The 26,338-nt window shown below is 56.8% G+C and carries 23 protein-coding genes; 6 read left to right on the top strand and 17 right to left on the bottom strand.

Annotation, left to right across the window (positions count from 1 at the left end; all coding sequences use genetic code 11):
- Positions 1-147 precede the first annotated feature (147 nt).
- The 3 genes from pssA to H4J77_RS09935 all read right to left on the bottom strand — a co-directional run bounded on the left by pssA (position 148) and on the right by H4J77_RS09935 (position 3,341).
- Entirely contained in the window at positions 148-987 is an 840-nt protein-coding gene (gene pssA, locus H4J77_RS09925; RefSeq protein WP_123889998.1) for a CDP-diacylglycerol--serine O-phosphatidyltransferase, read from the bottom strand.
- A 130-nt stretch (positions 988-1,117) separates the two neighbouring features.
- The gene (ilvN, locus tag H4J77_RS09930) at positions 1,118-1,609 is read right to left on the bottom strand and encodes an acetolactate synthase small subunit (protein ID WP_123889997.1); all 492 of its coding nucleotides are present in this window, start codon (positions 1,607-1,609) and stop codon (positions 1,118-1,120) included.
- A gap of 1 nt (position 1,610) precedes the next feature.
- Positions 1,611-3,341 carry an acetolactate synthase 3 large subunit gene (locus tag H4J77_RS09935; protein ID WP_123889995.1) on the bottom strand — a complete coding sequence of 577 codons (1,731 nt, stop codon included), beginning with the start codon at positions 3,339-3,341 and terminating at the stop codon, positions 1,611-1,613.
- A gap of 412 nt (positions 3,342-3,753) precedes the next feature.
- On the opposite strand from H4J77_RS09935, the gene H4J77_RS09940 reads away from it, so the two are divergent.
- Positions 3,754-4,191, top strand: coding sequence for a DUF4124 domain-containing protein (locus H4J77_RS09940; protein ID WP_123889993.1), 438 nt, complete (start codon positions 3,754-3,756; stop codon positions 4,189-4,191).
- On the opposite strand, the gene H4J77_RS09945 is transcribed toward H4J77_RS09940, so the two are convergent.
- The 3 genes from H4J77_RS09945 to mrcB all read right to left on the bottom strand — a co-directional run bounded on the left by H4J77_RS09945 (position 4,188) and on the right by mrcB (position 7,610).
- The gene (locus H4J77_RS09945) at positions 4,188-4,544 is read right to left on the bottom strand and encodes a YqcC family protein (RefSeq protein WP_182248156.1); all 357 of its coding nucleotides are present in this window, start codon (positions 4,542-4,544) and stop codon (positions 4,188-4,190) included. The genes H4J77_RS09940 and H4J77_RS09945 overlap by 4 nt on opposite strands.
- Positions 4,541-5,215 (bottom strand): tetratricopeptide repeat protein, encoded by a 675-nt coding sequence (locus tag H4J77_RS09950; protein WP_182248158.1) that lies wholly within the window; start codon positions 5,213-5,215, stop codon positions 4,541-4,543. The genes H4J77_RS09945 and H4J77_RS09950 overlap by 4 nt, the downstream gene beginning before the upstream one ends.
- Positions 5,216-5,282: 67 nt before the next feature.
- Positions 5,283-7,610, bottom strand: coding sequence for a penicillin-binding protein 1B (mrcB, locus tag H4J77_RS09955; protein ID WP_182248160.1), 2,328 nt, complete (start codon positions 7,608-7,610; stop codon positions 5,283-5,285).
- A gap of 123 nt (positions 7,611-7,733) precedes the next feature.
- Here mrcB and H4J77_RS09960 point away from each other — a divergent pair, with 123 nt between their 5' ends.
- The 3 genes from H4J77_RS09960 to H4J77_RS09970 all read left to right on the top strand — a co-directional run bounded on the left by H4J77_RS09960 (position 7,734) and on the right by H4J77_RS09970 (position 10,725).
- A complete protein-coding gene (locus tag H4J77_RS09960; RefSeq protein ID WP_182248162.1) occupies positions 7,734-9,278 on the top strand; it encodes a bifunctional aminoglycoside phosphotransferase/ATP-binding protein in 1,545 nt (514 codons plus the stop codon).
- 175 nt (positions 9,279-9,453) lie between these two features.
- The gene (locus H4J77_RS09965; RefSeq protein ID WP_123889983.1) at positions 9,454-9,720 is read left to right on the top strand and encodes a TfoX/Sxy family protein; all 267 of its coding nucleotides are present in this window, start codon (positions 9,454-9,456) and stop codon (positions 9,718-9,720) included.
- Between the two features lie 207 nt (positions 9,721-9,927).
- Positions 9,928-10,725, top strand: coding sequence for a cyclic nucleotide-binding domain-containing protein (locus H4J77_RS09970; protein WP_182248164.1), 798 nt, complete (start codon positions 9,928-9,930; stop codon positions 10,723-10,725).
- 262 nt (positions 10,726-10,987) lie between these two features.
- Here the strand turns inward: H4J77_RS09970 and H4J77_RS09975 are convergent, their stop codons facing one another.
- From H4J77_RS09975 to H4J77_RS09985, 3 genes are read right to left on the bottom strand one after another with little or no spacing between them, the layout of a single operon-like run.
- Positions 10,988-12,409 (bottom strand): efflux transporter outer membrane subunit, encoded by a 1,422-nt coding sequence (locus H4J77_RS09975; RefSeq protein WP_182248166.1) that lies wholly within the window; start codon positions 12,407-12,409, stop codon positions 10,988-10,990.
- Positions 12,406-15,543 (bottom strand): efflux RND transporter permease subunit, encoded by a 3,138-nt coding sequence (locus tag H4J77_RS09980; RefSeq protein WP_182248168.1) that lies wholly within the window; start codon positions 15,541-15,543, stop codon positions 12,406-12,408. The genes H4J77_RS09975 and H4J77_RS09980 overlap by 4 nt, the downstream gene beginning before the upstream one ends.
- 6 nt (positions 15,544-15,549) lie before the next feature.
- Positions 15,550-16,734, bottom strand: coding sequence for an efflux RND transporter periplasmic adaptor subunit (locus H4J77_RS09985; protein WP_182248170.1), 1,185 nt, complete (start codon positions 16,732-16,734; stop codon positions 15,550-15,552).
- A 195-nt stretch (positions 16,735-16,929) separates the two neighbouring features.
- On the opposite strand from H4J77_RS09985, the gene H4J77_RS09990 reads away from it, so the two are divergent.
- Complete coding sequence (locus H4J77_RS09990; RefSeq protein WP_123889977.1) at positions 16,930-17,577, top strand: TetR family transcriptional regulator; 648 nt, start codon at positions 16,930-16,932, stop codon at positions 17,575-17,577.
- Here the strand turns inward: H4J77_RS09990 and H4J77_RS09995 are convergent.
- Genes H4J77_RS09995 through H4J77_RS10030 form a run of 8 tightly spaced genes read right to left on the bottom strand, consistent with a single transcriptional unit; the run spans position 17,574 to position 23,999 of the window.
- Positions 17,574-18,446, bottom strand: coding sequence for a ChaN family lipoprotein (locus H4J77_RS09995; RefSeq protein ID WP_182248172.1), 873 nt, complete (start codon positions 18,444-18,446; stop codon positions 17,574-17,576). The genes H4J77_RS09990 and H4J77_RS09995 overlap by 4 nt on opposite strands.
- Before the next feature lie 10 nt (positions 18,447-18,456).
- Entirely contained in the window at positions 18,457-19,221 is a 765-nt protein-coding gene (locus H4J77_RS10000) for a heme ABC transporter ATP-binding protein (RefSeq protein WP_182248174.1), read from the bottom strand.
- A complete protein-coding gene (locus H4J77_RS10005) occupies positions 19,221-20,267 on the bottom strand; it encodes an iron ABC transporter permease (RefSeq protein ID WP_182248176.1) in 1,047 nt (348 codons plus the stop codon). Before H4J77_RS10005 ends, H4J77_RS10000 begins: the two co-directional genes overlap by 1 nt.
- A gap of 15 nt (positions 20,268-20,282) precedes the next feature.
- Positions 20,283-21,143 (bottom strand): hemin ABC transporter substrate-binding protein, encoded by an 861-nt coding sequence (locus H4J77_RS10010; RefSeq protein ID WP_182248178.1) that lies wholly within the window; start codon positions 21,141-21,143, stop codon positions 20,283-20,285.
- Positions 21,133-21,549, bottom strand: coding sequence for a biopolymer transporter ExbD (locus H4J77_RS10015; protein ID WP_182248180.1), 417 nt, complete (start codon positions 21,547-21,549; stop codon positions 21,133-21,135). Before H4J77_RS10015 ends, H4J77_RS10010 begins: the two co-directional genes overlap by 11 nt.
- The gene (locus H4J77_RS10020; RefSeq protein ID WP_182248182.1) at positions 21,546-22,196 is read right to left on the bottom strand and encodes a MotA/TolQ/ExbB proton channel family protein; all 651 of its coding nucleotides are present in this window, start codon (positions 22,194-22,196) and stop codon (positions 21,546-21,548) included. The genes H4J77_RS10015 and H4J77_RS10020 overlap by 4 nt, the downstream gene beginning before the upstream one ends.
- Positions 22,183-23,247, bottom strand: a complete 1,065-nt coding sequence (locus tag H4J77_RS10025) for a hemin-degrading factor (protein WP_182248258.1) — start codon at positions 23,245-23,247, stop codon at positions 22,183-22,185. The genes H4J77_RS10020 and H4J77_RS10025 overlap by 14 nt, the downstream gene beginning before the upstream one ends.
- A gap of 53 nt (positions 23,248-23,300) precedes the next feature.
- Positions 23,301-23,999 carry an energy transducer TonB gene (locus H4J77_RS10030; protein WP_182248184.1) on the bottom strand — a complete coding sequence of 233 codons (699 nt, stop codon included), beginning with the start codon at positions 23,997-23,999 and terminating at the stop codon, positions 23,301-23,303.
- A gap of 127 nt (positions 24,000-24,126) precedes the next feature.
- Here H4J77_RS10030 and H4J77_RS10035 point away from each other — a divergent pair, with 127 nt between their 5' ends.
- Positions 24,127-26,325 carry a TonB-dependent hemoglobin/transferrin/lactoferrin family receptor gene (locus H4J77_RS10035; RefSeq protein ID WP_182248187.1) on the top strand — a complete coding sequence of 733 codons (2,199 nt, stop codon included), beginning with the start codon at positions 24,127-24,129 and terminating at the stop codon, positions 26,323-26,325.
- The last annotated feature ends 13 nt before the right edge of the window (positions 26,326-26,338 follow it).

The raw sequence follows: 26,338 nt of genomic DNA on the forward strand, positions 1-26,338 counted from the left end.
ACGCCATCTCGCCAGCCTGTCAACCCTTATTTTCAAGCTAACTTATTGATTAATAAGCGCTTTACTTAGAGCTTCCTGCTCAGCGAGAGGGCGAATTATAGAGATCTCAGCACGGCCGTCAAGCACTAAATGACAGATTAATTACATTTACTGTCCGCCCTGCTCTGCAGGCCGCTTATTACGTTGGCGCCAGCGCCAAAGTGACATGACCGGACCAGAGACAGTATAGCCTACGAAGATAGCCCAAAGGATTCGCGACGGATCAGACGAGATGACGGCAAAGACCAACACCACAACCAGAATCACAAAGAAAGGCACCCGTCCTTTAAAGTCCAGATCCTTAAAGCTGTAATAGCGGAAGTTACTCACCATCAACAACCCACCCAGCGCGGTCATGATGCCAACCAGTACTGAGATGTTAGCGCCATCGATACCAAAGTCAGACAGCGACCAGACCATACCGGCAACCAGGCCTGCACCGGAAGGACTGGGCAAACCGGTAAAGTACCTACCGTCGTCGTCGCCAATATGGGTATTAAAGCGCGCCAGGCGCAGAGCAGCACCCGCGACATAGATGAACGCGAACAACCACCCGACCTTCCCCATGTCGGTAAGCGCCCAACTAAATACTACGACCGCGGGAGCTACACCGAACGCAACCATATCCGAAAGGCTGTCGTACTCAGCGCCGAAAGCGCTCTGCGTATTGGTTAGCCGTGCTACTCGCCCATCCAGCCCGTCGAGCACCATGGCAACGAAGACGGCAACGGCCGCATGCGTAAAATTTCCATCCATTGCGCTGACGATGGCATAAAAGCCGGAAAAGAGCGCAGCGGTAGTGAACAGGTTCGGCAACAGATAAACGCCTTTATGGCGCACCTTCTTGCCATCCGGGCCGCTACTCTCTTCTACATGCTCATCTATAGGCAAAAGGGTATGCGATACATCCTGATCGGATTCTGGTTTGCTGGTTTGCTGCTCTGTCATGACATTACCTTATCGAGTCAACCGAGCTGAACAGTGTGGCAACTAGCCGAGAAAATAACCAGTGCTCACCACTACGGGCATAAAAAAACGCGGCCTGAAAGCCGCGTTTTTTCAAAACAACAACGATGAGCTAGACGCTCAAAACCTTTTCTCCGCGCGCAATACCAGAAACACCGGTACGCACCACTTCGAGCACAGACGTGGGACCAACAGCTTCGATGAAGCTCTCAAGCTTGTCAGTGGTACCTGCCAGTTGCACGGTATAGACACTTGCCGACACGTCAACGATCTGACCGCGGAAGATATCAGTTGTGCGCTTGACCTCGGCGCGCTGCGCACCCGTTGCCTTGATCTTGACCAGCATCAACTCGCGCTCGATATGCGGACCTTCGGACAAATTAACCAGCTTAACCACCTCAATCAGCTTGTTGAGGTTCTTGGTTATCTGTTCAACAACTTCATCCTGGCCAACCGTAGTCAACGTCAGCCGCGACAGTGTCGGATCTTCAGTTGGCGCCACCGTCAGCGTCTCAATGTTGTAGTTACGCTGCGAAAACAACCCGACAACACGGGACAAGGCGCCTGGTTCGTTTTCCAGTAGTACGGAAATGATGTGTCTCATATCAGGTGCGCTCCGTTTTGCTCAACCACATATCCCGCATAGCGCCACCCCGAACCTGCATGGGATATACGTGCTCACTGGTATCCACGGCAATATCCAGGAAGACCAGGCGATCTTTCATGGCGAAAGCCTCTTCCATCTTAGGCTTGAGATCTTTCAGCTCAGTGATGCGCATGCCGACGTGACCATAGGCCTCAGCAAGACGGACAAAGTCCGGCAAGGACTCCATATAGGAATGCGAATACCGGCTGCTGTACTGCATATCCTGCCACTGACGAACCATGCCCAGAGCACCATTGTTCAGATTGATGATTTTCACCGGAAGGTCATACTGCAGGCAGGTCGACAGTTCCTGAATATTCATCTGGATACTGCCTTCACCCGTGACACAGGCGACGTCCGCCTCCGGGAAGTTCATCTTCACTCCCATGGCGGACGGAAAACCGAACCCCATGGTGCCAAGCCCGCCAGAGTTAATCCAACGGTTAGGCTTATCAAATGGGTAGTACTGAGCGGCAAACATCTGATGCTGGCCGACGTCTGAGGTTACGAAAGCGTCACCCCTGGTAACTTCCCACAGGGTTTCGATTACGCTCTGTGGCTTGATAATAGAACCGTCACCCGCGTCATACGGGAACAGCTTGCCATCACCACGCCACTCATCAACCTGCTTCCACCAGGCGCCCTGCCCTTCCTGGTCCGGCTGCTGATTGATCTCCTTGAGAATCGCGATCATTTCACTCAGAACACTTTCAACCGGGCCAACAATCGGAATATCGGCTTTGACCGTCTTCGAGATGGTCGCGGGATCGATGTCGACATGAATGACCTTGGCGTTCGGGCAGAACTTGGCTGCGTCATCGCCATTGATAACACGGTCATCGAAGCGCGCACCGATAGCCAGAATGACATCTGCATGGTGCATAGCCAGGTTGGCCGTATAACTGCCGTGCATACCCAGCATGCCGAGAAACTGGCGATCGGTACCAGGATAGGCACCCAAGCCCATGAGCGTGCTGGTGATCGGCACATTGAGCGCCTTCACCAACTCAGTCAACTGAGGCGACGCCCCACCTAGAATGACACCGCCTCCGGAGTAGACGATTGGCCGCTTGGCAGCCAGCATCATCTCGACCGCTTTGCGAATCTGGCCTGAGTGACCGCGCGTAGCCGGGTTGTAGGAGCGTAGCTTGACCTTCTTCGGATAGCTGTACTCAAACTTGTCAGCCGGGTTGGTCATATCCTTGGGGATATCGACCACAACCGGGCCTGGACGACCGGTCTGCGCCAGATAGAAAGCTTTCTTGATGATCTCCGGAATGTCGCGCGGATCCTTGACCATAAAACTGTGTTTCACGATCGGACGCGAAACCCCAACCATGTCGGTTTCCTGGAAGGCATCCGTACCGACCACATTACTGGCAACCTGACCGGAAATGATCACCATGGGGATCGAGTCCATGTACGCCGTCGCAATACCGGTAATGGTATTGGTTGCGCCGGGTCCCGAGGTCACCAGAACGACCCCGGCCTTGCCGGTAGCACGCGCGTATCCGTCAGCCATGTGCGCAGCTGCCTGCTCATGGCGAACCAGAATATGCTCGACGTCGTCCTGCCGGAAGATTGCATCGTAGATATGCAGCAGGGCACCACCTGGATACCCATAGATATATTTAACACCCTCGTCACGCAATGAGCGGACGACCATCTCAGCGCCGGATAAAAGCTCCACTTTAGAATCACCTCTAGCATGCTGCCCACCATAGGAGGGCAGCCGGGTACCTGTTTACTGCTCGGCAGCGCAGTGACAACGGTAGTTGCCATGCATCAGCTTGACTACGTGCTTGGAGACTGACTCCTGATGTCTGGAGCAGCCTCCCCCAGCGCGAGGTAGCGCGTGCGGGTGCCAGGCCAAGAGTTGGCGGATTTCGCCACTTGGATTGAGCAACAAAGCGCGCTGGATTGGCAGCCGGTGGGCACCAAAATCAGCTTGCTTATGGGAACCCCGAATTGTTTACACTCAAGGCCGACAAGTCAAGCCAAGTTGCATATTTACCCGCCCCGGGATGTACCCGAAACACTTGCTTTGGCTATAGTAGCGCAACGACTCGTCGAAACCGGATCATCACAAGGAAGAAAACACCATGCGTAACACGGTCATCGCTATTGCATTGAGCCTGGCTTGCACCCAGGTAATGGCAGCGAAGCTATACAAGTGGGTAGACGAAAATGGCGTAACCCAATTTAGTCAGCAGCCCCCGGCAAGCCAGCAGTACGAGCGCATGAATGTGTCCGCACCACCTCAACTGGGAAGTACGCCAACGCCCGCCCATACACCGCCCGAGACGCAAGCTGGCACGAGCTCTGAAAGCGGCAGCACTGCAGCACAACAAGCAGAAAGAGAGCAGAAAGAGCTACGTGAAGCACAATGCGCCAAATTGCGTGAAGACCTCAAGACCCTGGAGAACAATCCGCGGCTAGGCCGAACCAATGCAGACGGCCAGATGGAACGTATCGGAGAAGACGAACGGCAAGCGATGATGACCAGAGCCCGCGAGGAGCTAGCCAGCTACTGCGACTAAGGTACCTGAATAGGGTGAGCTGGCGACAGCGGGGCGGCCATACGATCCACCTCACCAAGCGCCATCAGCAAACCCAGCTTACGCCGTCCCAGGCATGCGAAAGCCTCTTCACCCATCGGCTGCAAATTACACGCAGCCGATGGGTGTGAACGACTAGCGACATAAGCAGCCATGCGGGGCAAAAAAACCCACTGCAACCACTCTTCAAAACTCAGAGTATCCAGCGCAAAAGGGACCGCCGAGTTCAGGCGCGAATCATGGGGGCGTACGTTGCCCCACAACCCCAAGGCAAGCAACTCAGCTTCCAGCACGCGTAACGCGCCAGCCAAAGCCTGCCACTGCGCCTCGTTCAAGAAGAGACTTTAGCGCGCTGTCTGGCCTGCTCAGCGCCAGCACTATCACCCTGCTGCTCGCGAGCACGGGCGACCAGCTCCCATAACCCGGCCTGCAATTCAGGCCGACCAGAGGCGTAACTCAAGCCACGCCGGGCCAACTGCTCTGCCTGCGCGGCGTCGCCCTGCCCCAGCCTGACCTGAGCTAGCCGATAAAGCACTTGGGGCTCACGCGGAGCAATGCGCATCGCACGTTCAAGACTGGCGTTGGCACCATTGAGATCGCCATTGCTTTCCTGCTGCCGTGCAGTAGTCAGCAGGGCCAGAACTGGACCATCGAGTTGCTCATCCTGCTGAAGCACGCCATTACCAGAGCCCGCTCTGGGGCTATTGCCAATAGTTGGCACCGACGACACACCCGGACCGGTCTGTAGCGATGGCTGCGAGTCCAGCGGATAAGACTCAACCTGGCTAGAGCCGCCATCGGCATTCGGCACCATGACTACCACACCACTATCACGCGGCTGGCCGGTTACGGGGGTCGCCGTGGTTACGCGGCCAGCACCCGTATGCATATCTTCATTGGACACGGGGCGCCCATTATCGACTACCGGAATTGCGCCGCCTGAACCGGCACAGCCCGCAAGCATCGCCAACATGCCTACCAGCGGCACAATCTGTCTGATATCCATTTACCTGATCCTCTCGTTGCAAACGCTCATATTTCAAGCGCGATTGCGGCAGTGTACGCAGTGAGGCTTAACGCAGCCAGCCGCGAATAGTGTCCAGTACCTTGTTAGCCCCGTCCTGCAACGCCTCGGTATCTATGACAGGCCTACAACCCGGCCCGGGCAACGGCTCATATCCCTGACGGAAAGGTATTTCGATACTGCCCACACAGGAGGGATCGCTACCCAGCCCCGTCGCTGGATCCGCCCAAGCCTTAACAATACCGCTAGGCGGCACCGCCGAAAGACTTTGTGGATGAGCTTCGCCCATGAACGCACTCCATACCTGAAGCGCACCGGTCGCACCGGTCAACCGAGTACGCCCGTTATCGTCACGTCCAACCCAGGCAACAGCGACCAAGTCGTCGGAGAAACCAGCGAACCAGCTATCACGCAAATCGTTGGTGGTGCCCGTTTTACCGGCCAACCGGACGCTAGCAGGCACCCGGTTATAAGCCGAGCGACCGGTGCCTTCCGTCATGACATGCGACATCGCTTCCTGAGTCAGGAAAATACTGGCTGAATCAAACCGCTGGCGCACCTCGAACGGATAGCGTTTGAGCGGCTCACCCTGTGCCGTCAGTACATTGCGAATCGAGCGCAGCGGCGTATTAAAACCACCGTTGGCCAGCGTTTGATACATATCGCTCACCTGCATCGGCGTCATCGCCCCCGAGCCAAGCAGCATTGAAGGATAAGCGGGCCAATCGTGCTCCACTCCCAACCTGCGCACCGTATTGAGCACTTTATCAACCCCGACATCCATACCCAGACGAACCGCTGCCTGATTATAGGACTTGGCCAAGGCCAGATAGAGCGGCACCAGGCCGTGGCTTTGCCGTCCGTAATTCTGCGGCGCCCAGATCTTGCCGGGTTCCGCTTCCAGTTCAATCGGCGCGTCATCAATCGGCGTCACCAGAGAGTAACGATCAGCCTGCTCCAACGCAGTCAGATAAATTGCCGGCTTGATCAGAGAGCCGATCGGGCGGGAGGCATCCAACGCCCGGTTGAAACCCGAGAAACGCGGATCGCTGCCGCCTACTACCGCCATAACCTCACCGGTCTGCGCCCCGGTCACCACCATCGCAGACTCCAGCGGCACATTTTCCGCTGCAGGCCCAATACGCTTGAGCGTCGTTTTTACCGCTTCCTCAGCCTTATGCTGTAGCAAGGGATCGAGACTGGTAAAGATACGCAAGCCTTCACTGGTCAAATCTTCATCGCGATAATCGGCTCGCAGCTGTCGCTTGACCAGGTCCATGAACGCCGGATAACTGGTGTCAGCCATACTGCCGCCAATGGATACGTCCAGCGGCTTGTTCTTGGCCGTAACCGCCTGTTCCGCACTGATAATGCCTTGCTCGGCCATCAGGTCGAGCACCAGGTTACGACGATTAGTGGCACGTTCGGGATTACGTCGCGGGTTGTAATAGGACGCGCCTTTCACCATCCCAACCAGCAGCGCCACCTGGTGCAACTGCAATTCTTGCAGAGGCTGCGCAAAATAGTACTGACTGGCCAAGCCGAAACCATGAATCGCGCGATTACCGTCCTGACCAAGAAAAACCTCGTTGAGATAGGCTTCGAGAATATCCTCCTTGGAATAATGCAGCTCAAGCAGTATCGACATCATGGCTTCAAGGCCTTTACGAATGATGTTGCGATCACTGTTGAGGTAAAAATTCTTCACCAGCTGCTGGGTGAGAGTACTCCCACCCTGACGCAAACTGCCTGAGGTCAGGTTGACATAGATTGCGCGGGCAATGCCCTTGGGCGACACACCAAAATGCTGAAAAAACTCGCGATCTTCGACAGCAACCAACGAATCAACCAAGTAAGGCGATGCCTGATCCAGCCGCACCAGAATGCGGTCTTCGTTGTGCGCAGGGTAGATACCACCGATCATCATCGGCTCCAGCCGCGCCATGACCAGGTCGGAGGAACCACTGATACTGGCGACTTGCTGGCCATTAAAGCGCACGCTGACGCGCTGCGCCGGCTCCGGCCCCTCGAAGAACTGGAAACCACGTGTGTAAACATCAATACGGCTAGCGCCCACGGACATTTGTCCGGGCCCACTAACCGAATTAACCGAGCGGTAGCCCAAGGCTTTGAGCTCAGTCAGAAAGTCATCACGGGTGAGGTGCTGCCCGGCATACAACTCCAACGGGCGAGCAAACACCTTGGCTGGCACAGACCAACGCTTGCCGGAAAATTTCTCCTGGACTATCGCGTCAAGGTACATGGCCAGCGCGGCGAACAGCACCAGAAAAACCAGCCCTAACTTTAATATCCAGCCACCCAGGCGCCGCTTCATGCTGACTTTATTCCTGGACCGCACCTTGCGTTTTTTAGCCATATCGCCCTGCTCTACCTCACACCCGTTGAGACCGTTAGTAGGCTAACAGCCTGTTGCCATGGTTGGCCTAAGACCGGCCAACCCGCATAATGTTCTCACTGCCAGCCCCAGCAAGGAAACTACGTGAGCCAGACTCTATTAAAAGCACTGCAAAATCCCGCGCTCTTCGACCACCCGGTGAGCGAATTCACTCTGATGGAAACGCATATTTCCTGGGTCCTGCTGACCGGTGACTACGTTTACAAGATCAAGAAGCCGGTCAATTTTGGCTTTCTTGACTATTCCACTGTGGAGCAACGTGCACACTTCTGTGCCGAAGAGATCCGCCTTAATCGCCGCCTGGCCCCCAGCCTCTACCTGGACGTCATTGCAGTCCGCGGAACAGCAAAGTCGCCTACGCTAAAAGGCGACGGCCCGGTCATCGAGTACCTGGTAAAAACCCGTCAATTCCGCCAGCAAGATCTACTCGGCAATATGCAACGCGAGGGCCGACTGGAGAACTGGCATATTGACGAGCTCGCCAAGACGCTTTCACGCTTCCATGCACATATCGATCACGCCAGCATCGATATGCCGTACGGCAACCCCGACCAGATACAAGCGCCAGCAGTACAAAATTTCGAGCAGATTCGGCCCTTTTTAACGGCAAAAGAAGACCTGAACCAGCTCGAGCAACTGGAGCAGTGGGCGAATACTACCTTTCAACGCCTGATTCCCCAAATGGCCGAGCGCAAGGCCGCAGGGATGGTACGCGAATGCCACGGTGACATTTACCTCGACAACGTCACCATGGTTGACGGACAAGTGACCCTGTTTGACTGCATTGAGTTCAATGAAGCGTTCCGCTGGATTGATGTAATGAGCGATGTAGCCTTTATGGCAATGGACCTGGAAGACCGAGGCTTACCCGGCATGGCCCAACGCTTTGTCAGCGGTTATCTGGAAAACACCGGTGACTATGAGGGGCTCGCGCTACTGAACTACTACAAGGCCTATCGCGCCATGGTTCGTGCCAAGGTCGCACTCTTTGGCCTGAGCGACAACAGCACCGAGGCTGAGCGCGAACAGATCATGCAGCGTTATCGCGGTTACGCCGGCCTGGCCGAGCGCTATACCAACGTACCTACTCGTTTTGGACTGGTCACCGTCGGCCTATCGGGCAGCGGAAAAAGCACACTCGCACAGAATCTGGTCAGTGAACTGGGCGCTATCCGTATCCGCTCAGACGTTGAACGCAAACGCCTGTTTGGCAGCGCCGACAATCAAAACCTGGATGCTGGCCTCTATGATCCAGAACGTAGCGCCAAGACCTATGACCGGCTAGCAGGACTGGCTGGGCTGATTTTGAGTTATGGCTTCCCGGTGGTTGTGGACGCCACCTTCCTCAAACATGCACAGCGACAGCAGATCCGCGACGCGATAGAAGAGCAATGTGCGCCTTGCCTGCTATTGCACTGTGAGGTCGCGCTGGAAACTATCGAGCAGTGGATCAAGCAACGCCATACTCAAGGCACGGATCCGTCCGACGCTACTGTTGCTGTAGTTAAACTACAGCAACAGCAGGCCGAGGGGCTCGATGAGCAAGAACAGCAGATTAGCCTGGCGGTAGATACGTCCAGCGATACCAGCATTAAAGCCCTGATGGAGCAGCTAAAGAAGCGCTTATAGCCCTCTCCAGAGGGCTTCTGTACGGATGCTAAACAGGAATCTACACTAGGTATCGGGATACCAATAAAAAGAAGCCCGATACCATGCTGCTAACCAACTCATACCCGAGCGCCAGGCCGGGCCGCACTTTAGGCTCGTTCTCCATCGCGCCGTTTTTTAGCCAAGCGGGGTGCTCATGAGTCAAGATGAGTTACTCACCCTGCGCAATTTGGGCAAGACATCCGCGCAGTGGCTACACGCAACCGGCATACACAACCTGGACGAATTAGAACGATTAGGACCTGTGGGCGCCTACACGGCGGTGCGCGCGCGCGGTTTCAATGCGTCCAAAGCCCTGATGTTCGCAATTGCAGGTGCGCTGCAAGATATACACTGGAACGATCTGGATCCCCACTACAAACAACAGCTTTTACGCCAATTGGAAGATGAATCGCGTCCCTAGAGAATGTGCCGCTGGCACGTCGAGAACGCGAAAGCACTCACAATGCTGACGCAAACAAGTTGCCAGCGCAATTCGCAGGCTTTTATGTTGACGAGCAGTAGGGCCACTGCATTATTGTATAGCTAGCGCTGCGGCCCAGCCGATATTGTCTAGAGCGGCATACCGCCTTCACCCGGCAGACAGGATCTAACAAAAAGGAATTCCGTTATGTACCTCATAGGTGATCAGCCCCCCTACGCTGAAAAGCTAATCAATACTTTGCAGCGCATTCCGGAGCAACTGCTGGAAGGGCTAGAACCCTGCGACGCTCCCATTGAGCTGGATGCAGTGGATGACCTTTACGAGCACGTTGGTCACCACCGCATGTACCTCCTGAAAAGCGGACTGCTCCATGCATTAATCGACGGAAAACCGCTATTTTACATTCAGGAAGGCGACCTGATTGGCCTGCGTCAGGGCCTCAACACTGCGCCTTGCAACTACATGAGCGAAGAACCGCTAATACTAATCCCCTATGACCGCGAAGCGCTGTTCAAACATATTCATAGCAACAGCAAGCGCCAAGAGCAATTCACTCAGTATATCCTTGGTCAGGCCGCACTCATGTCTGACGCCCTGGCCCACAGCAAGCAACCTGAAGTCAGACCGGTAACCGGCTTTCAGCACTTTGCTCCGGGCGCAGAACTGATTCGCCAAGGCGATGAAGCGGACCATGTTTTCATCATCACCGAAGGGCAGGCCGAGGCCTTTGTAGAGGGTATTAAGGTCGGTGACGTGCAAAAAGATGAGATCTTTGGTGCCATGGCGCTGTTTACTCGAGAGAAACGCTCGGCCACCGTCATCGCCAGCGCACCCACTACCGTCATGATGATTCCCAAAGAGCAGTTCCTGGCATTGATGCAGAGCAATCCACGGATCGCGCATAGCCTGATTGAAAGTATGGCGCGTCGCATCGATCTGATGAATAAGGAACTGACACACTACAAACAGGCCGGTTCGAAATAGTTCGCATTTAGCATTGACATGTAAATGATATGCGTTATCATTAGCAACAAGTCATCGCGAGATGGCTTTGATAACAGATTGTCGCGAGACGAACGGTTATCTCCTCATCAGGCTAATCACGGATTTCGCCCGCTCAATGAGCGGGCATTTTTTTGTCTATTAATCTGATGTCCCATGACAAATAGCCGCTATTCCAACACTGAAGCAAAAAAACGCCGATAACCTGAGCGGGATATCGGCGTTCATGCTGCGCGGAAAAATATCAGGCTTCCGGCTGACGATCCTCCGGTGCCTGCTCTTCATACCAGCCACCACCCAACGCCTTGAACAGGTTGACTTCGCTTATTAGCTGAGCGAGCCGATCCGTCACTACTCCCTGACGAACACTGAATAGTTGGCGCTGCGCATCAAGCAGGGTCAGATAGCTATCTATACCCGTGCGATAACGACGGTCAGCAAGGTTGTAGTAGTTCTCACTGGTTTCCAACAGCGCGCGCTGCGCCTCTAGCTGCTCAACATAAGTATCACGCGCCACAAGGCCATCGGCGACTTCCTGGAACGCAGTCTGAATTGCGCCTTCATACTGAGCCACCTGCTGATTCTTGGTGATCTCGGCGTAATCCAGGCTTGCCTTGAGTGCACCAGCTCGGAATATGGGTACGCTGATACTGGGCTGAAACGTCCAATACTCAGAACCACTATTAAAAAGACCATCAAGATCGCTACTGGCTGTCCCGCCTGCGCCGGTCAGACTGATACTCGGAAAGAAAGCTGCCTTGGCTGCACCGATACTGGCGTTAACAGCGCGCAACTGATATTCAGCCTGCAAGATATCCGGCCGCTGATACAGCACCTCTGAGGGTATACCCACAGGCAAATCAGCCAGCAGTTTGTCATTCAATGACGCGCTCTCTTCCGGCAATCTTGGTGCAGCCTGGCCCAGCAGTGCGGCAAGGGCATTACGGTCCTGGGCAACCAACCGGCGATATTGAGCCAGACTTACGCGAGCAGTCTCCACCGAGCTGCGCGCCTGAGATAGCTGCAGAGAAGAGGCAACACCAACTTCGTAGCTTCTTGAGGTCAACTTCAGACTTTCTTCGAACGTATCCAGGGTTTCCTGAGTAACGTCCAGCAGCGCCTGATCCGCTTGCCAGGTAAAGTAGGTACTGGCGACGTTCGCTACCAGACTGATCTGCACGCCTCGTCTCGCCTCATCGCTAGCCAAGAACTCCTGCAATGCCTGTTCGCGCAGACTGCGGATACGACCAAACAGATCCAACTCCCAAGACACGCCAACTGTGGCCATGTACTGGCTACTGATGTTGCTATTACCTGAAGCACTAAGATCGCCAGGCATCCGCGTGCGGTTGCCAGAGCCGTTAACGTCCAGCTGCGGGTATATATTGGCGCGCTGGATTCCGTAAAGCGCGCGATTAGCCTCTACATTAAGAGCCGCAACACGCAGATCACGGTTATTTTCCAGCGCTACACTAATCAACTGTTGCAGCTGTGGGTCCTTGAAAAAGGCCTTCCAACCAATCAGCGCCGCATCGGTGTTCGCAGCGGTCTCATCACCCGTTTCCCAGGCTGCCGGAACCGACGCTTCTGGCCGTTGATAATCAGGGATCAGCGAGCAGCCACCCAAGGCGGCCATGACCGCCAGACTTAATAGACAGCGCTTCACTGTTGCTCCTCCTTCACGTCATTCGTCGGCTTCTCTTTACCCTTGAACAGGTTGGTGACCATGACATAGAACAGGGGCACCCAGAAAATGGCCAATACCGTAGCCGTTAACATACCGCCAATCACACCAGTACCAATCGCATGAGAACTGCCAGCGCCAGCGCCGGTAGCCAGTGCCAATGGCACCACACCCAGCGTAAATGCCAACGAGGTCATGATGATGGGGCGCAGTCGCAGACGGCAGGCTTCTACCGCCGCATCAAAGATATCCATACCCTCTTCATGCAAGTCCTTGGCGAACTCGACAATCAGAATGGCGTTCTTTGCGGTGAGACCAATGGTGGTCAACAAACCGACCTGGAAGAAGACATCATTCGATAGTCCCCGACCCAGGGTAGCCAACAGCGCACCAATTACACCCAGCGGCACAACCAGCATGACGGCCAATGGAATCGACCAGCTTTCGTAGAGGGCAGCCAGGCAAAGAAATACTACGATCAATGACAAGGCATAGAGCGCCGGCGCCTGATCGCCTGACAAGCGTTCCTCATAGGATAAGCCAGTCCAGGCAACACCGACGCCCTTAGGCAGCTTGGTTGCCATTTGTTCGATTTCAGCCATCGCATCGCCAGTACTGTAGCCGGGTGCAGGCTCGCCCAGAATCTCCATAGCAGAAACGCCGTTATAGCGTGACAGCTTGGGCGATCCATATACCCATTCACCCGTCGCGAAGGAGCTGAAAGGCACCATTTCGCCAACATCGTTACGCACAAACCACTTTTTCAGGTCTTCCGGGTTCATCCGCGATTCAGCTTGCCCCTGGATGTACACCTTCTTTACCCGACCCTGATCGATAAAGTCGTTTACGTAACTGGAGCCCCAAGCAATCGACAGCGTCTGGTTCACGTCGCTGAGCGACAACCCGAGTGCGCGCGCCTTTTCGTCGTTGATCACTAGCTGATACTGCGGCTGATCTTCCATACCGTTGGGTCGCACGCTGGTTAAAACCGGACTCTGAGACGCCATGCCCAGGAGTTGATTGCGCGCCTGCATCAGTACATCGTGACCTACGCCCGAATTGTCCTGCAGGTACAAGTCGAAACCAGTGGCATTACCCAGCTCCATCACTGCAGGCGGCGCAAAGGCGAACACCATGGCGTCACGGAATCCGGCAAAGTGCTGTTGCGCTCGTTGCGCCAGGGAGAATACATCCTGGCCCTCGCCTGTGCGCTCTTCCCAGGAGTGAAGCCCGACAAAAGCGAGGCCGGCATTCTGGCCACGCCCGGCAAAGTTGAAACCGGTAACAGTGAACACCGAATTGACCGTATCGGACTCTTCCTCTAACAGGTAAGTACGCATGGCATCTACTGTCTGTTGCGTGCGCTCAGCAGAGGACCCAACCGGCGTCTGTACCTGGGCAAAAAGCACGCCCTGGTCTTCATCCGGCAAGAAGGCAGCAGGCAGCCGGGTGAACAGGAAGATCATCAAACCAACGATCACTAGATACAGCAGAAGATAAGGCGCCTTGCGCTTCAGAATGCCGGCAACACCTTTCTCGTAACGGCCGATACCACGATCGAAGGTACGATTGAACCAACCAAAGAAACCGCGCTTCTCGTGGCTTTCTCCTTTGGGAATGGGCTTGAGAATGGTCGCGCAAAGCGCCGGAGTGAAGACCAGTGCAACCAGCACCGACAACCCCATCGCCGAGGCGATGGTGATCGAGAATTGGCGGTAAATAACACCGGTAGAGCCATCAAAGAAGGCCATAGGCAGAAATACGGCAGACAAAACCAAGCCGATACCGACCAGCGCACCTTGAATCTGACCCATTGATTTCCGGGTCGCCTCCAACGGTGATAGACCCTCCTCGGACATCACCCGCTCCACGTTCTCAACCACCACAATGGCATCGTCGACCAGCAGACCGATTGCCAGCACCATGGCAAACATGGTGAGGATATTGATACTGAAGCCAAACAGCGACAGCACACCGAAGGTGCCCAATAGCACTACCGGTACTGCCAGCGTGGGAATCAAGGTGGCGCGGAAGTTCTGCAGGAACAGGTACATCACCAGGAACACCAGCACAATCGCTTCGAACAGCGTGTGCACTACGCCCATGATGGACTCGGCCACTACCGGCGAGGTGTCATAGGGGTAGACGATTTCCATGCCTTCGGGGAAGAAAGGCTCCAGCTCAGAGATAGTTTCACGAATAGCCTTGGCCGTTTCCAGCGCGTTAGCGCCGGTCGCCAGCTTCACGGCCATACCGGAGGCAGCCTTACCATTGTAGAGCGCCGAAATACTCGCATCCTGCGCACCCAGCTCTACCCTGGCGACATCTCCCAGGCGCACCTGCGAACCATCGCTTTGCACTTTCAGCAGAATCTTGCGGAACTCTTCCGGCTTCTGCAGGCGCGTTTTACCCAGAATAGTCGCGTTCAACTGCTGGCCGGGCACTGCTGGCAAGCCGCCGAACTGACCGGCGGACACCTGCACGTTCTGTGCTTTGATCGCCGCACTCACGTCCATGGGCGTGAGGTCAAAATTGTTCAGTTTGCCGGGGTCGAGCCAGATTCGCATCGCATACTGCGCGCCGAATACCTGGAAGTCACCCACCCCGGCGGTCCGCGATATAGGGTCCTGAATATTGGATACGATGTAGTCAGACAGGTCGTCACGGTTCATGCTGCCGTCCTGCGACACCACACCAATAACCAGCAGGAAGTTACGTACCGCCTTGGTTACTCGAATACCCTGCTGCTGCACTTCTTGCGGCAACAGCGGTGTCGCCAATTGCAGCTTGTTCTGCACCTGCACCTGAGCAATATCAGGGTCGGTGCCCTGCTCAAAGGTAATGGTGATACTCATGCTGCCATCGGAGTTACTTTCCGAGGAAATGTAGCGCAGGCCGTCGATACCGTTCATCTGCTGTTCGATGACCTGAACCACGGTGTCTTGCACTGTCTGTGCCGACGCACCTGGATAGGCAACCGAGATGCCCACAGCCGGCGGAGCGATACTCGGATACTGATTAATCGGCAGTTTGAGTAGCGAGAGCCCGCCGACCAGCATGATGACCAGCGCGACGACCCAGGCAAAAATCGGGCGATCGATAAAAAAACGAGACATGGAGGATTACCCTTCCTGAGCGGGGGAAGAAGCCTTGTCACCCGAGTCAGAAGAGCCAGGCTTAGGCTGTTCAGACACATTGGTGGCAGGCGCAACGGATACTTCAGCGCCCGGCTTCACGAACTGCAAGCCTTCAGTAATAAGGCGGTCGCCATCATTCAGCCCAGAGTTGATCAACCAGCGGTTACCAACAGTGCGCTCGGTTTCAACTTCGCGCTTCTCAACCTTGTTTTCGGCATTCACTACCAAGGCCGTGGCAGTGCCACGCGGGGTGCGGGTAATACCCTGTTGCGGAGCAAGAATGGCATTGCTCTTGGCGCCCTCAACCAACTTCGCGTGCACGAACATTCCGGGTAGCAACATTTCGTCAGGATTAGGGAACACCGCTCGTAAGGTCACAGATCCAGTACTGGAATCGACGGAGACCTCAGAAAACTCCAGTTTGCCGTCCAACGGATAGACACTGCCATCCTCCAGGGTCAGCGTTACCTTGGCAGCGTTCTCGCCGCCACTCTCCAACCGTCCCGCCTCGAGGTCACGGCGCAAATTCAACATATCTCGTGCGGGCTGGGTAACATCGACATAAATTGGATCCAACTGCTGGATAGTCGCCAGCTCCTGAGCCTGCCCATTACTGACAAGCGCGCCTTCGGTGAAGGCTGAGCGACCAATACGACCGGCGATCGGCGCCAGCACTTTGGTATAACGCACGTTAATTTGTGCCTGATCCAGCGCCGCCTGCGCTTGCAGGCTGCTTGCACGGGCTTCATCAAACTCCTGCTGACTAACCGCACGCTCCTTGACCAGGATGCCGTAACGATCAGCCAACGAGCGGCTTGCCAGCGCACTGGCTTGGGCACTTTTGAGTGTCGCCTGATAGACATCATCATCAATCTGGTACAACTGCTGACCCGCCTTGACCTCGGCGCCTTCTTCAAAAAGACGCTTCTCGATAATGCCGTTGACCTGCGGCCGTACCTCAGCAATACGATAGGCAGCCGTGCGACCCGGCAGCTCCGTAGTCAGCACAAAATGCTCAGCCTTAAGCGTTACCACACCCACTTTGGGCGGCCCCTGCTCTTCAGAACCAGGGCCCTGCTGCTGGTTCTCTTCCTGCTTCTGGCAGGCGCCAAGCAACACGGTAATGGCTAACAACGGAATCAGTGCAGCATGAGCTGGCTTGATCGACATGGGGAAACCTCTATAAGGCGGAAATATTTGATCTTCGCTCAACACACTCGCTCAGCACAAAACGAGAGACAGCGGTAATGGTGCACAATATACTTACATTCATGAGTATTTGTAAGTGCTTTTGAACATCAGTTAACATTAGCTCACAAACAATGTCCTTGCGGGACAAAATCACTCGAGAAACACCAGAACAACATGGCCAGACGTACCAAAGAAGAAGCTTTTGAGACGCGCCAAAGCATCATTGATGCGGCGGAAAAGTGCTTCCATGAGAAGGGTGTTTCACGAGCGTCTCTGACCGATATCGCGCAGGCCGCCGGGGTTACTCGTGGTGCCATTTATTGGCATTTCCAGGGCAAGGCAGACCTGCTGGACGCCCTTTTTCAGCGCATCCACATGCCCCTCGAGGAACTCAGCGAAGCCACCCGTGATCCCGACGAGCCGCATCCCCTGGAGCTCTTCCGCGAACTGCTGACGCAAGTATTCCGCCGCGTGGAGTCAGACCCAACTACACGCCGGGTCCACGAAGTCATCTTCTTGAAATGCGAATATACCGATGAGCCCTGCGGTCCGAAAAAACACTTGCAAGCCATGCGCCAGGAACATGACAACCAGCTGCTGATTACCTTGCAGCTGGCGGTTGCGCGTGGCGAACTACCTGCGGATCTGGATATGGAGCTTGCTCTGCTCTGCGTGCACAGTTTTATCATCGGCGTGATCAACCAATGGCTGATGGTACCGACCCGACTGAGTCTCAGCGAACGAGCTGGCGACGTGGCTGACGCCATCCTTGATATGCTCAAACTGAGTCCGGCAATGCGCACCGACAGGGCAACACCTTAGTCCTGCCCCCAGTTGGCGCAGTAGTCTTGCTCAGGCAGGGCCGGAGTGAGCCAGACAAAGTCGGCTTGCTGCGCACCCGGCAACACCGCCCCACCCGCCTCCTGCAACAGCACTACCTTCGGTGCCTGCCCCCAGCTCGACTGCCAATGCAGCGGCACACCCAGATCCTTGCGCGCGTGATAAGCACCAACCAACAACAGGGCCGGCGTTGGCGCTTCTGCCAGGGCACGTGCCATCTGCTCATCACGGCCCTGTTGAATGGCCAGCATGGGCGCTACTTGTGCAGAATCCAGTTTGCCACAATGGCTATTCAGGATGGTCTGCTCCAATTGCTGACGCGCCGCCGGGGAATAGCGTGTACTGACCGGCGGGGGTTGCCGATAGCGCAGCATCATCTGTTCGCGCCCCAGATTGGCTGCCAGCAATCGCTCAGGTACCTGTAACCCCCAGCGCACCAAGGGGCCATAAAAAGACCATTGCCAGCCATCCTGCCAGGCCAGCTGCTTCTGCAGCGAGGGCGAGTCAGGCAATGGCTGACCCTGCAAGCGGTTGGCAAACACTTGCTGCCCTGGTTGCAGCATCTCCATGACTAACGCGCCCTGCGGACGCACCAGCTGCAACTGCTGCAGCAACCACAACTGCAACTGGTGATGGTCAGGGTTGTCGTGCTTCTCACCGACCAGCACATGGGCGCTGCCAGCCAGCGATTGCACCAGTTGATCGGCACTTAGCCACTGCTGAGCGGCAGTATCCCAGACCTGTCCGATATGCGCGTCATTGCGATGTTCGCTCGCCTGCCAATCGGGTAGCTCGGCGGCACCAGCCGAAGCGGAGAGGCAGAGTGCCAACAACCAATACGAATTCTTCATCAATTCACCCTCAGACAATAATCAGTGGGCTGTCCTGCAGCGGGTGCTTTTCAACCTGCACGACAACACCAAATACCTCGGCAATACGCTCTACGCTAAGCACGTCCCAGGGAGTCCCGATAGAGCGAACCCGCCCCTGATGCAGCAATAAAAGACGATCAGCATAACGGGCGGCCAAATTAAGATCATGCAATACCACGATCACCGCCAAACCACGCGCCGCCATATCTCGCGCCTGCTGCAAGATCAGCTGCTGATGCGCCAGATCGAGCGAAGAGGTGGGCTCGTCGAGCAGCAGGCAGCCCTGCCCTGCCGCATCCCAGACCTGACTCAGTACCCGCGCAAGGTGCACGCGCTGACGCTCACCACCAGACAGCGACAGATAACTGCGCGTTGCCAAATGACTGACATCAGTGGCATGCATAGCCTGCATAACAATCGCATCATCCTGCTGCTGGCCGCTGGCATGTGGCAGGCGGCCCATAGCTACGACTTCGGTGACACTAAAGGCGAATGCCAGTGATGAGCTTTGCGGCAGCACTGCCAAGCGCCTTGCGCGTTCCAGCGGGGGCCAATCGGCCAGCGCGCGTCCGGCCAATTCAACCCGTCCAGCGGAAGGTGTCAACTCACCAGTCAGGCTGGCAAGCAGCGTGCTCTTGCCAGCCCCGTTGGTACCTAACACAGCCAGCACCTCACCCGCTGCCACCTTAAAATCAATATCACGCAGTACCTTGTTGCGCCCGCGCTCGCAGCAGAGTCCTTCGACCAGCAGCATCAGACACCTCCTCGGCGCTGTGCGCGCATCAGCAGTGCCAGAAAAAAGGGCGCACCAAGCAAGGCGGTAATGATGCCCAACGGTAGCTCAGCCGGTGCTATCAGCAACCGCGCGCCCACATCAGCCAACAGCAGCAGACTCGCCCCCAACAACATGGATACCGGCAAGACCCGACGATGATCAGCCCCAAGCAACAGTCGCACCAAATGGGGCACCACCAGACCGACGAAGCCAATAAGTCCCGCAGCGGCGACACAGGCGCCAACGCCAAGCGCGGTCAACAGCACCAGCTCGCGTTTGACCCGCTCAACATCCACTCCCAGATGCCGAGCTTCCGACTCACCCAGCAGCAGCGCGTTCAGCGCCTTGGCCTGTCGCGGCAAACGCCACCAGACCAGGGCACAACATAGCGCTAACACCGCTACTCGCTGATAGTTTGCGCTGCCCAGACTGCCCATGTTCCAGAACGTCAACGTACGCAACATGGCATCGTCGGCAAGATAACTGAGCATGCCAATAACCGCCCCGCTGATCGCAGCAATCGCAATCCCGGCCAGCAGCATGCTCGCCACCGACGTACCCTGCACCGACTGCCCCAGACGGTAAACCAGCCAGGTGGTGATCACCCCACCTGCGAATGCGCCCAGCACAGTCGCGTAAGGCAGAACAAACGATGGCAGTGCCGACAACATGCTGCTGCCCAACACAATCATCAGTGCCGCACCGAGCGCGGCACCGCTGGACACCCCAATCAGGCCGGGATCAGCGAGCGGATTACGAAACAGGCCCTGCATGGCTGCCCCAGTCAGGGCCAGGGTGGCGCCGACCAGAATACCCATCAAGGTACGCGGCAACCGAATGTGCTCAATGATCAACACTTGATCGGTTGGCAGATCAGCCGTCGAGAACCAGCGCAGCAGCACTCGCAGGGTATCGCCGAGCGGAATAGCAACCGGCCCGAGTGCCAATGACAGCAGCACCGCCACCAACAGCAAAGCAAGCAAGAGTAGCGTTATCACAGGTTTGAAGCGGTAAGCCGCAACCATCTTCCATCCTTACGTTCAGTTGGCGAGCTGGGCCATATTCGCAGATTGGGCAGCCGCTTGACGCAATTGCGCCAGTGTATCGACAATCGCCGGATTGAAACCGCCTACCAGCAAGGCGCCATCGACGCTAACCAGTTGGCCCTTTTGGCCAGCCGGGGTCTTGGCAAGCGCGGGTTGCAGCGCGAGCAAGGCAGCGCTACCGCCCGCTTGATCAATGCTCTGACTGGTGGTTATCAGCCATTCTGGCCGCAACTGCAACAAGGCCTCAGCTGAAAGACTTCGGTACTGGCTAAACTGCCCTGCCACCGGATTGTACATGCCGCCCAGCTCAATCAGGCTATCGCCAGCCGTCCCGGCGCCCCCCACCAGCAAACTGCCCGCGCTATGACTAAGCAAAAACAAGGCGTGTGGGCGTTCAGCCGGAGCCTGGGGCAGTGCTGCCACCTGAGCTTTAAGTTCGCTTACCAGGTGCTCGGCTTGCGTACCACGCGAAAAGCGCTGGCCTACCGCGCCAATATTCTCATACAGCGTTGGCAGGTTAGCCTGAGCGCTGAGTACTATTACCTCAACACCGGCCTCACGCAATTGCGTCAGCACAGCGGGCGGCCCCATTTCTTCCGACCCCAGCAGCACATCCGGACGCAAAGACAGTATTCCCTCTGCGCTCAACTGGCGTTGATAACCCACATTAGGCAAATCACGCCCGGCCATTAGTGGTGCGCTGGTACTGTCCAGACCAACCAGCAGACTGTCGAGATCCAGGCGCTGGATCACCGAAGTAATACTTGCACCGGCGGCAACCAGTCGCAACGGCTCCGCTGTTGCAGCCCCGGACAAAAAAGCCAGCAAGCACAACACAAACAACTTATTCAGCATCAGATTGCTCCATCAATAAACGGGTATCACTACGTTCAGCCGCATTCAACCAGGCCAGCAGCTTTAACAAGGGTGTGGCCGGCGCGCCCTTTTCTACCGCAACGTCCAGCGGTGGGATCGATAGCTGCTTTTGCAATGCCGTTTGCAGCTCTGGCCAGCCGGCATAGGTCTCTTCTGCCAGCTGCCAATGACCATCGGCATGCAGCACCAACGCGGCACGTTCGGTGTCCTTTTGCTGCGCCAGAGCCGCAGCTGCGTCGCTATCGGGCAGCGCCACGGGTATTTCCAACAAGGGGGTATTGGCGGTGAGCAACAGGAACACCAGCACAATAAAAATCACATCCAACAGCGGCGTCAGATCCGCCACTAGGCTGCCAGCTCCAGGCTCTACAGGTAGGTCAATCATGCCGCTACCGGCCTCTCGACTGTGGTCGCAGGTATCTCATCGCCAATACCGTCGAGCATTAGAAGACAGCGATTGAGCAGCTGCTGCATGCGCTCTATATAAGTGGTACCCAGCAACCCTAACGCCTGACCACCACCCAGCGCTGCGATAGCAATAATCAGCCCCCAGGCAGTACTGTAGAGTGCCTGAAACAGGCCGTCCGCCAGCACGCTAGGGGTGACGGCTTTATCGCTCTCAGCGATTCCGGCAAACATCACCAATAAACCCAGCACCGTACCCAGGAGCCCAACCATGGGGCTCATCACGCTAATCAGCTGCAGCAGACGTAGCCTTCGCTGTAGATAATGACGGGCATCCAGCAACCAGACCGAGACCAGATCTTCACGCTGCAGCTTGCTCACGCCGCGATGGCTACGCAGCAAATCAACTCCCTGTTGCCAGCTGAATCGACGAACCCGCCGTGGCTCAAGCGGCTGACCGCACTGCTGTCGCGCCAACTGCAGGTCGCGCGCTGCCAGCGACGGTAGCAACAGCAATACCAGGGCTCGCTCCAGCAACACCGCCAGGGTGATCACCGAGCACAGCAGCAAGGGCCAGGCGATTCCACCCTGCGCGGCGAACCACTCAGGCAGTTCATACCCCCACATGGCTTTCTACCAGCTCACGCCAGACGGCTTGTTCGGGCTGACCCGGCTTGCGTTCACCAAACAATTGCAGGATTAGTTCGCCGTCGGAGTCATAGGCTTCCAGCGAGCTGACAATGCCGTCTGCCGTGGGCTTGCGCACTCGCCACAGCTGGCTGATGGCAGTCTCACGCAAGTGCAGACTGAAAGCCGGGTCCAGCACGTTATACCAGTCCCCCAGCCGACGCAGACGCTGCACCGGGCCGCTGTGGATTTGAATACACCCGTGATTACCAACAAACACCATGATGCGCTGCTGGCTGGCCGCAGCCTGCTCCAGGGTCTGCGCCAATGCAGACGTCGGCAAGCGTTCCGCCCAGCTATGTCCGGCGAGTCTCAAGGCCTGTTCACGAGCAACGCAATGACGCTTAAGCAGGGCCATAAAGTGATGCGTATCCATCAACTGCGCCCAGTCCTCGCGCAACGCAGCCTGGTCGACCAGGTGGTCCGGCTGCGATGCAGTGCTCGCTTCAGCGGTGGCGATAGTCAAGGCGTCAGGGCTGTCGTCACTCAACTGCTCACAAAGGTCATACCAGGCCGAAGCGTTGCTGGTGTCGGTCAGATAAACCTTGTGTACCGCTCGCCCCTGATGATCAAACACCTGAAAGCTGCGGCGCATTCCACCTCTGGCGAGCTCTTCGCTAACGGCGAACAGGCTGGCCCAATGGCGTAGAAACAGGCGCAGATCGATCTCGCCGTTGACTACCAAGCCCATGCTTCCGCTGCCGCCGATACTAATGTTGTCGTAGACTCCGTGCCGTTCATGCACGCAGTGCTCATTACGGGTCAATGCCATTACACGGCCCAGCGCGGGCAGACCATGCAGCAGCCCCTGCCAGTCGGCCTGCAGACGCTGAACGCCGCGTCCCAACGAGGCGTAAACCAGCTCGGCTTCGCTGACATTCAGCTGCGCCGCGCCGTCGCGTATGCGTAACCCTGGCTGCTGCTCGCGCAGTTGCCGCCAGGCATCAAGCAAATCGTTACCGGCGAACCCCGGCTGAGTCTGTTGCATCATCATTAGTCCTCTCCTGTTCCATTCGGGTACCGGCGCTCATCGCCGATAAAGGGTCAACGCAACGCAAAGGCGACAGGCACCTGCACCCGGGTGTCCACCGGCCGCCCCGCGCGCTGCTCGGGCCTGAAGCGCCATTGCAGAGCAGCGGTAATCGCCGCTCGGTCCAATAACTCGAAGCCGGATGAGCGCAGCACTACCGGCTCGCCACTAAGCCCCTGCGCACTGACCGGAATTTCCAGCCAGACCTTGCCCTCCCAGCCACGCTTGCGCGCCATCGGCGGATACTCTGGAGTAGCAGGTGGAGCGAGGTAGTCTGGGGCGGAGGTAATTACCGGCGAGGTGTGCGCCAGTGGCGCTGACGCGAGCTGCTGCACATCAGCTGTTACTTGCGCGTGACGGGGTGCCGAGACGCCTGCGGGTTCTCGCTCTCGCGCCTCTGCCGGGCGCTGCGCCGCAACCACCGGTTCGGGCATCTTGGCTATCGGCGCAGCAGCAACGCTTGCGGCCGGCGCACGCCGAACCGTCTTCGCTGGCGGCATGACAGGACTTGATGGCTGCGCAGACGGCTCCTCAGCGGGCGCCATTTGCACAAATTGCAGCGTCAAGGGTGCAGCTGACACCGTTGGCGTCTGGCTGAGCGGCATTGCCAGCATCGAGTCGCTGCACACATAAAGCCACAAGCCGTGAGCCACTACCGACGTACCCAACACACACCACCAGAGCAATGAGTTTCCCTGCCTTGTCTGCTTCATTGCCGCCTCCGGCGTCTCAATCCATAGTTAAACTTAACAATAATCATTTGCATTAACTATTAGATTATTATTCAATCTCTACCGCTTTACAACCCCAACACCGATAACAGACACAAGGAGTTTGCGCATGGCGCCCTTTGATCCAAGGCCACTCACCAAGCACTACTTTCCCTGGTTACTGATCGCCCTGAGCGCGCCCGCATGGGCCGAGTCTCCTGCCAAACGGCAGTTTGATACCCTCACCGTCACAGCCACGCGGCAGGAAGAGCGAGTTGGCGATGTTGCCGGCAGCGTCGACGTCATCGACGAACAACAGATCGACCGCCAGAACATCAACACTATTCAGGATCTGGTGCGCTACCAGCCCGGTATCTCGGTTGGTGGCACCGGGAGCCGCTTTGGCTCTGAAGGCGTCAGCATTCGCGGCATTGGCGGCAACCGCGTATTAACCCAGGTCGACGGTCTCAGCGTGCCGGATGCCTTCGCGTTCGGACCTTTCCTGTCAGCCCAGCGCGACTACGTAGATATGGATATCATCAAGCGGGTAGAGATCATTCGCGGGCCGGCATCATCGCTGTACGGCAGCGACGCCATTGGCGGCGCCGTCTCGTTTTTGACCCGCGATGCGGGCGACTATCTGCACACCAGCGACGACCAGTACGCACGCTTCAAGCTGGGGTATGACAGCGCCGATAACAGCTGGCTGCGCAGCACCACCCTGGCCGGTCGCCGCGGCGAGTGGGACGCCATGTTGCACCTGGGCCGTCGCAGCGGACATGAGATGGAGACCTATGGCGGTAAAGGCGGCAGCGGCAGCAGCCGCGAGCAGGCCAACCCCGTCGACTTTACGACCGACAACCTGATGGCCAAGCTCGGCTGGGATTACAGTGATGGCGGCCGTCTGCAACTGACCTACGAGCACTTTAAAGACGACGCAGACACACGACTGCTTAGCGACTACAGCAACACTGCGACCACGCGCACCTCGCAGGCGGACGATCAGATAACGCGTGATCGTTTCAGCCTGCAACACCTGATGCAGTTGGACAGCCTGTTAGTCGACCGCCTCAGTTGGCAGCTCAGTTACCAGGATAGCGAGAACCGCCAGCAAACCTTGCAGGATAGAGTCTCCGGGGGCACAGCCGTCTACCGCACCCGCGACTCGCGCTACAGCGAAAAACTCTGGGCCTTAAACGCTCAACTGGAAAAGGATCTGATCTGGGGCAGCAGCGACCACAAGCTGATTTATGGCATAGACGCCAAGCGCCTGAGAAATGATGATTTGCGCCTCGGCCAACAGCGCGATATCAGCAGCGGTACTGTCACCGCCGAGCCACCATCCAGCGACTTCCCTGATCCAACTACGCTCGAGCTGGCGGCCTTCGTGCAAGATCGTATCCGCATCGGCAGCTGGACCATCACACCGGGCCTGCGCTACGACCATTACCGCATGAAACCGGATGTGACCCAGCAGTATCTCAACACCAACCCGGCGGACGATGACCCAGCCAGTTACAGCGATTCCGCGCTGTCACCCAAGCTCAGCATCAGCTACGCCATCAACCCCGAGCACAGCGTCTACGCGCAATATGCAGCGGGCTTCCGGGCACCCCAGGCGATTGAAATCTTCGGTGAGTTTGAAAACCCGGGCATGTACCGAACCCTGGCTAATCAGGACCTTGAGGCGGAGACCAGCGACAGCTACGAGCTAGGTTTACGCGGCAACTACAGCGCCGGTAGTTTTGGCTTGGCGGCCTTCTACAACCGCTATGACAACTTTATCGAACAAGTCAGCCGGCCATCAGCGGCCCCCGGATTTCCATTCGGCGAGTTTCAGTACGTCAACCTCGACAAAGTCACCATTTACGGCGCTGAAGCTGAAGGTGAGCTGTACTTGGACACCCTCGGCCTGCCCCTGGGCTCGCGGCTGCGCGGCAGCCTCGCCTATGCCCACGGCACCGACGAAGAGTCTGATCAGCCGATCAACAACATTGACCCGCTCAAGGGCGTGATGGGCCTTGGCTATGACGAGCCAGCCAGTCGCTATGGTGGTGAACTGATCTGGACCCTGGTCGCCGACAAATCGCGCATCGACGAAACTGAAACCGCCAATCAGTATCAGCCAGCGGGTTACGGCTTGCTTGATCTCACCGCTTACTGGCAAATCACTGAAGGCGTGCAACTCAACGGCGGGGTTTACAACCTGACCGATAAGCAATACTGGAATTGGACCGATGTTCGCGGCCTGCCCTCGACTCAAGCCGGCGTTGCCCGCTATAGCCAGCCAGGCCGCAACGCCAGCGTCAACATCGTCTGGGAGATCTGAGGCAGAACTGGCC

The organism is Pseudomonas sp. 5Ae-yellow, assembly GCF_014077575.1.
Classification (GTDB): Bacteria; Pseudomonadota; Gammaproteobacteria; order Pseudomonadales; family Pseudomonadaceae; genus Halopseudomonas; species Halopseudomonas neustonica.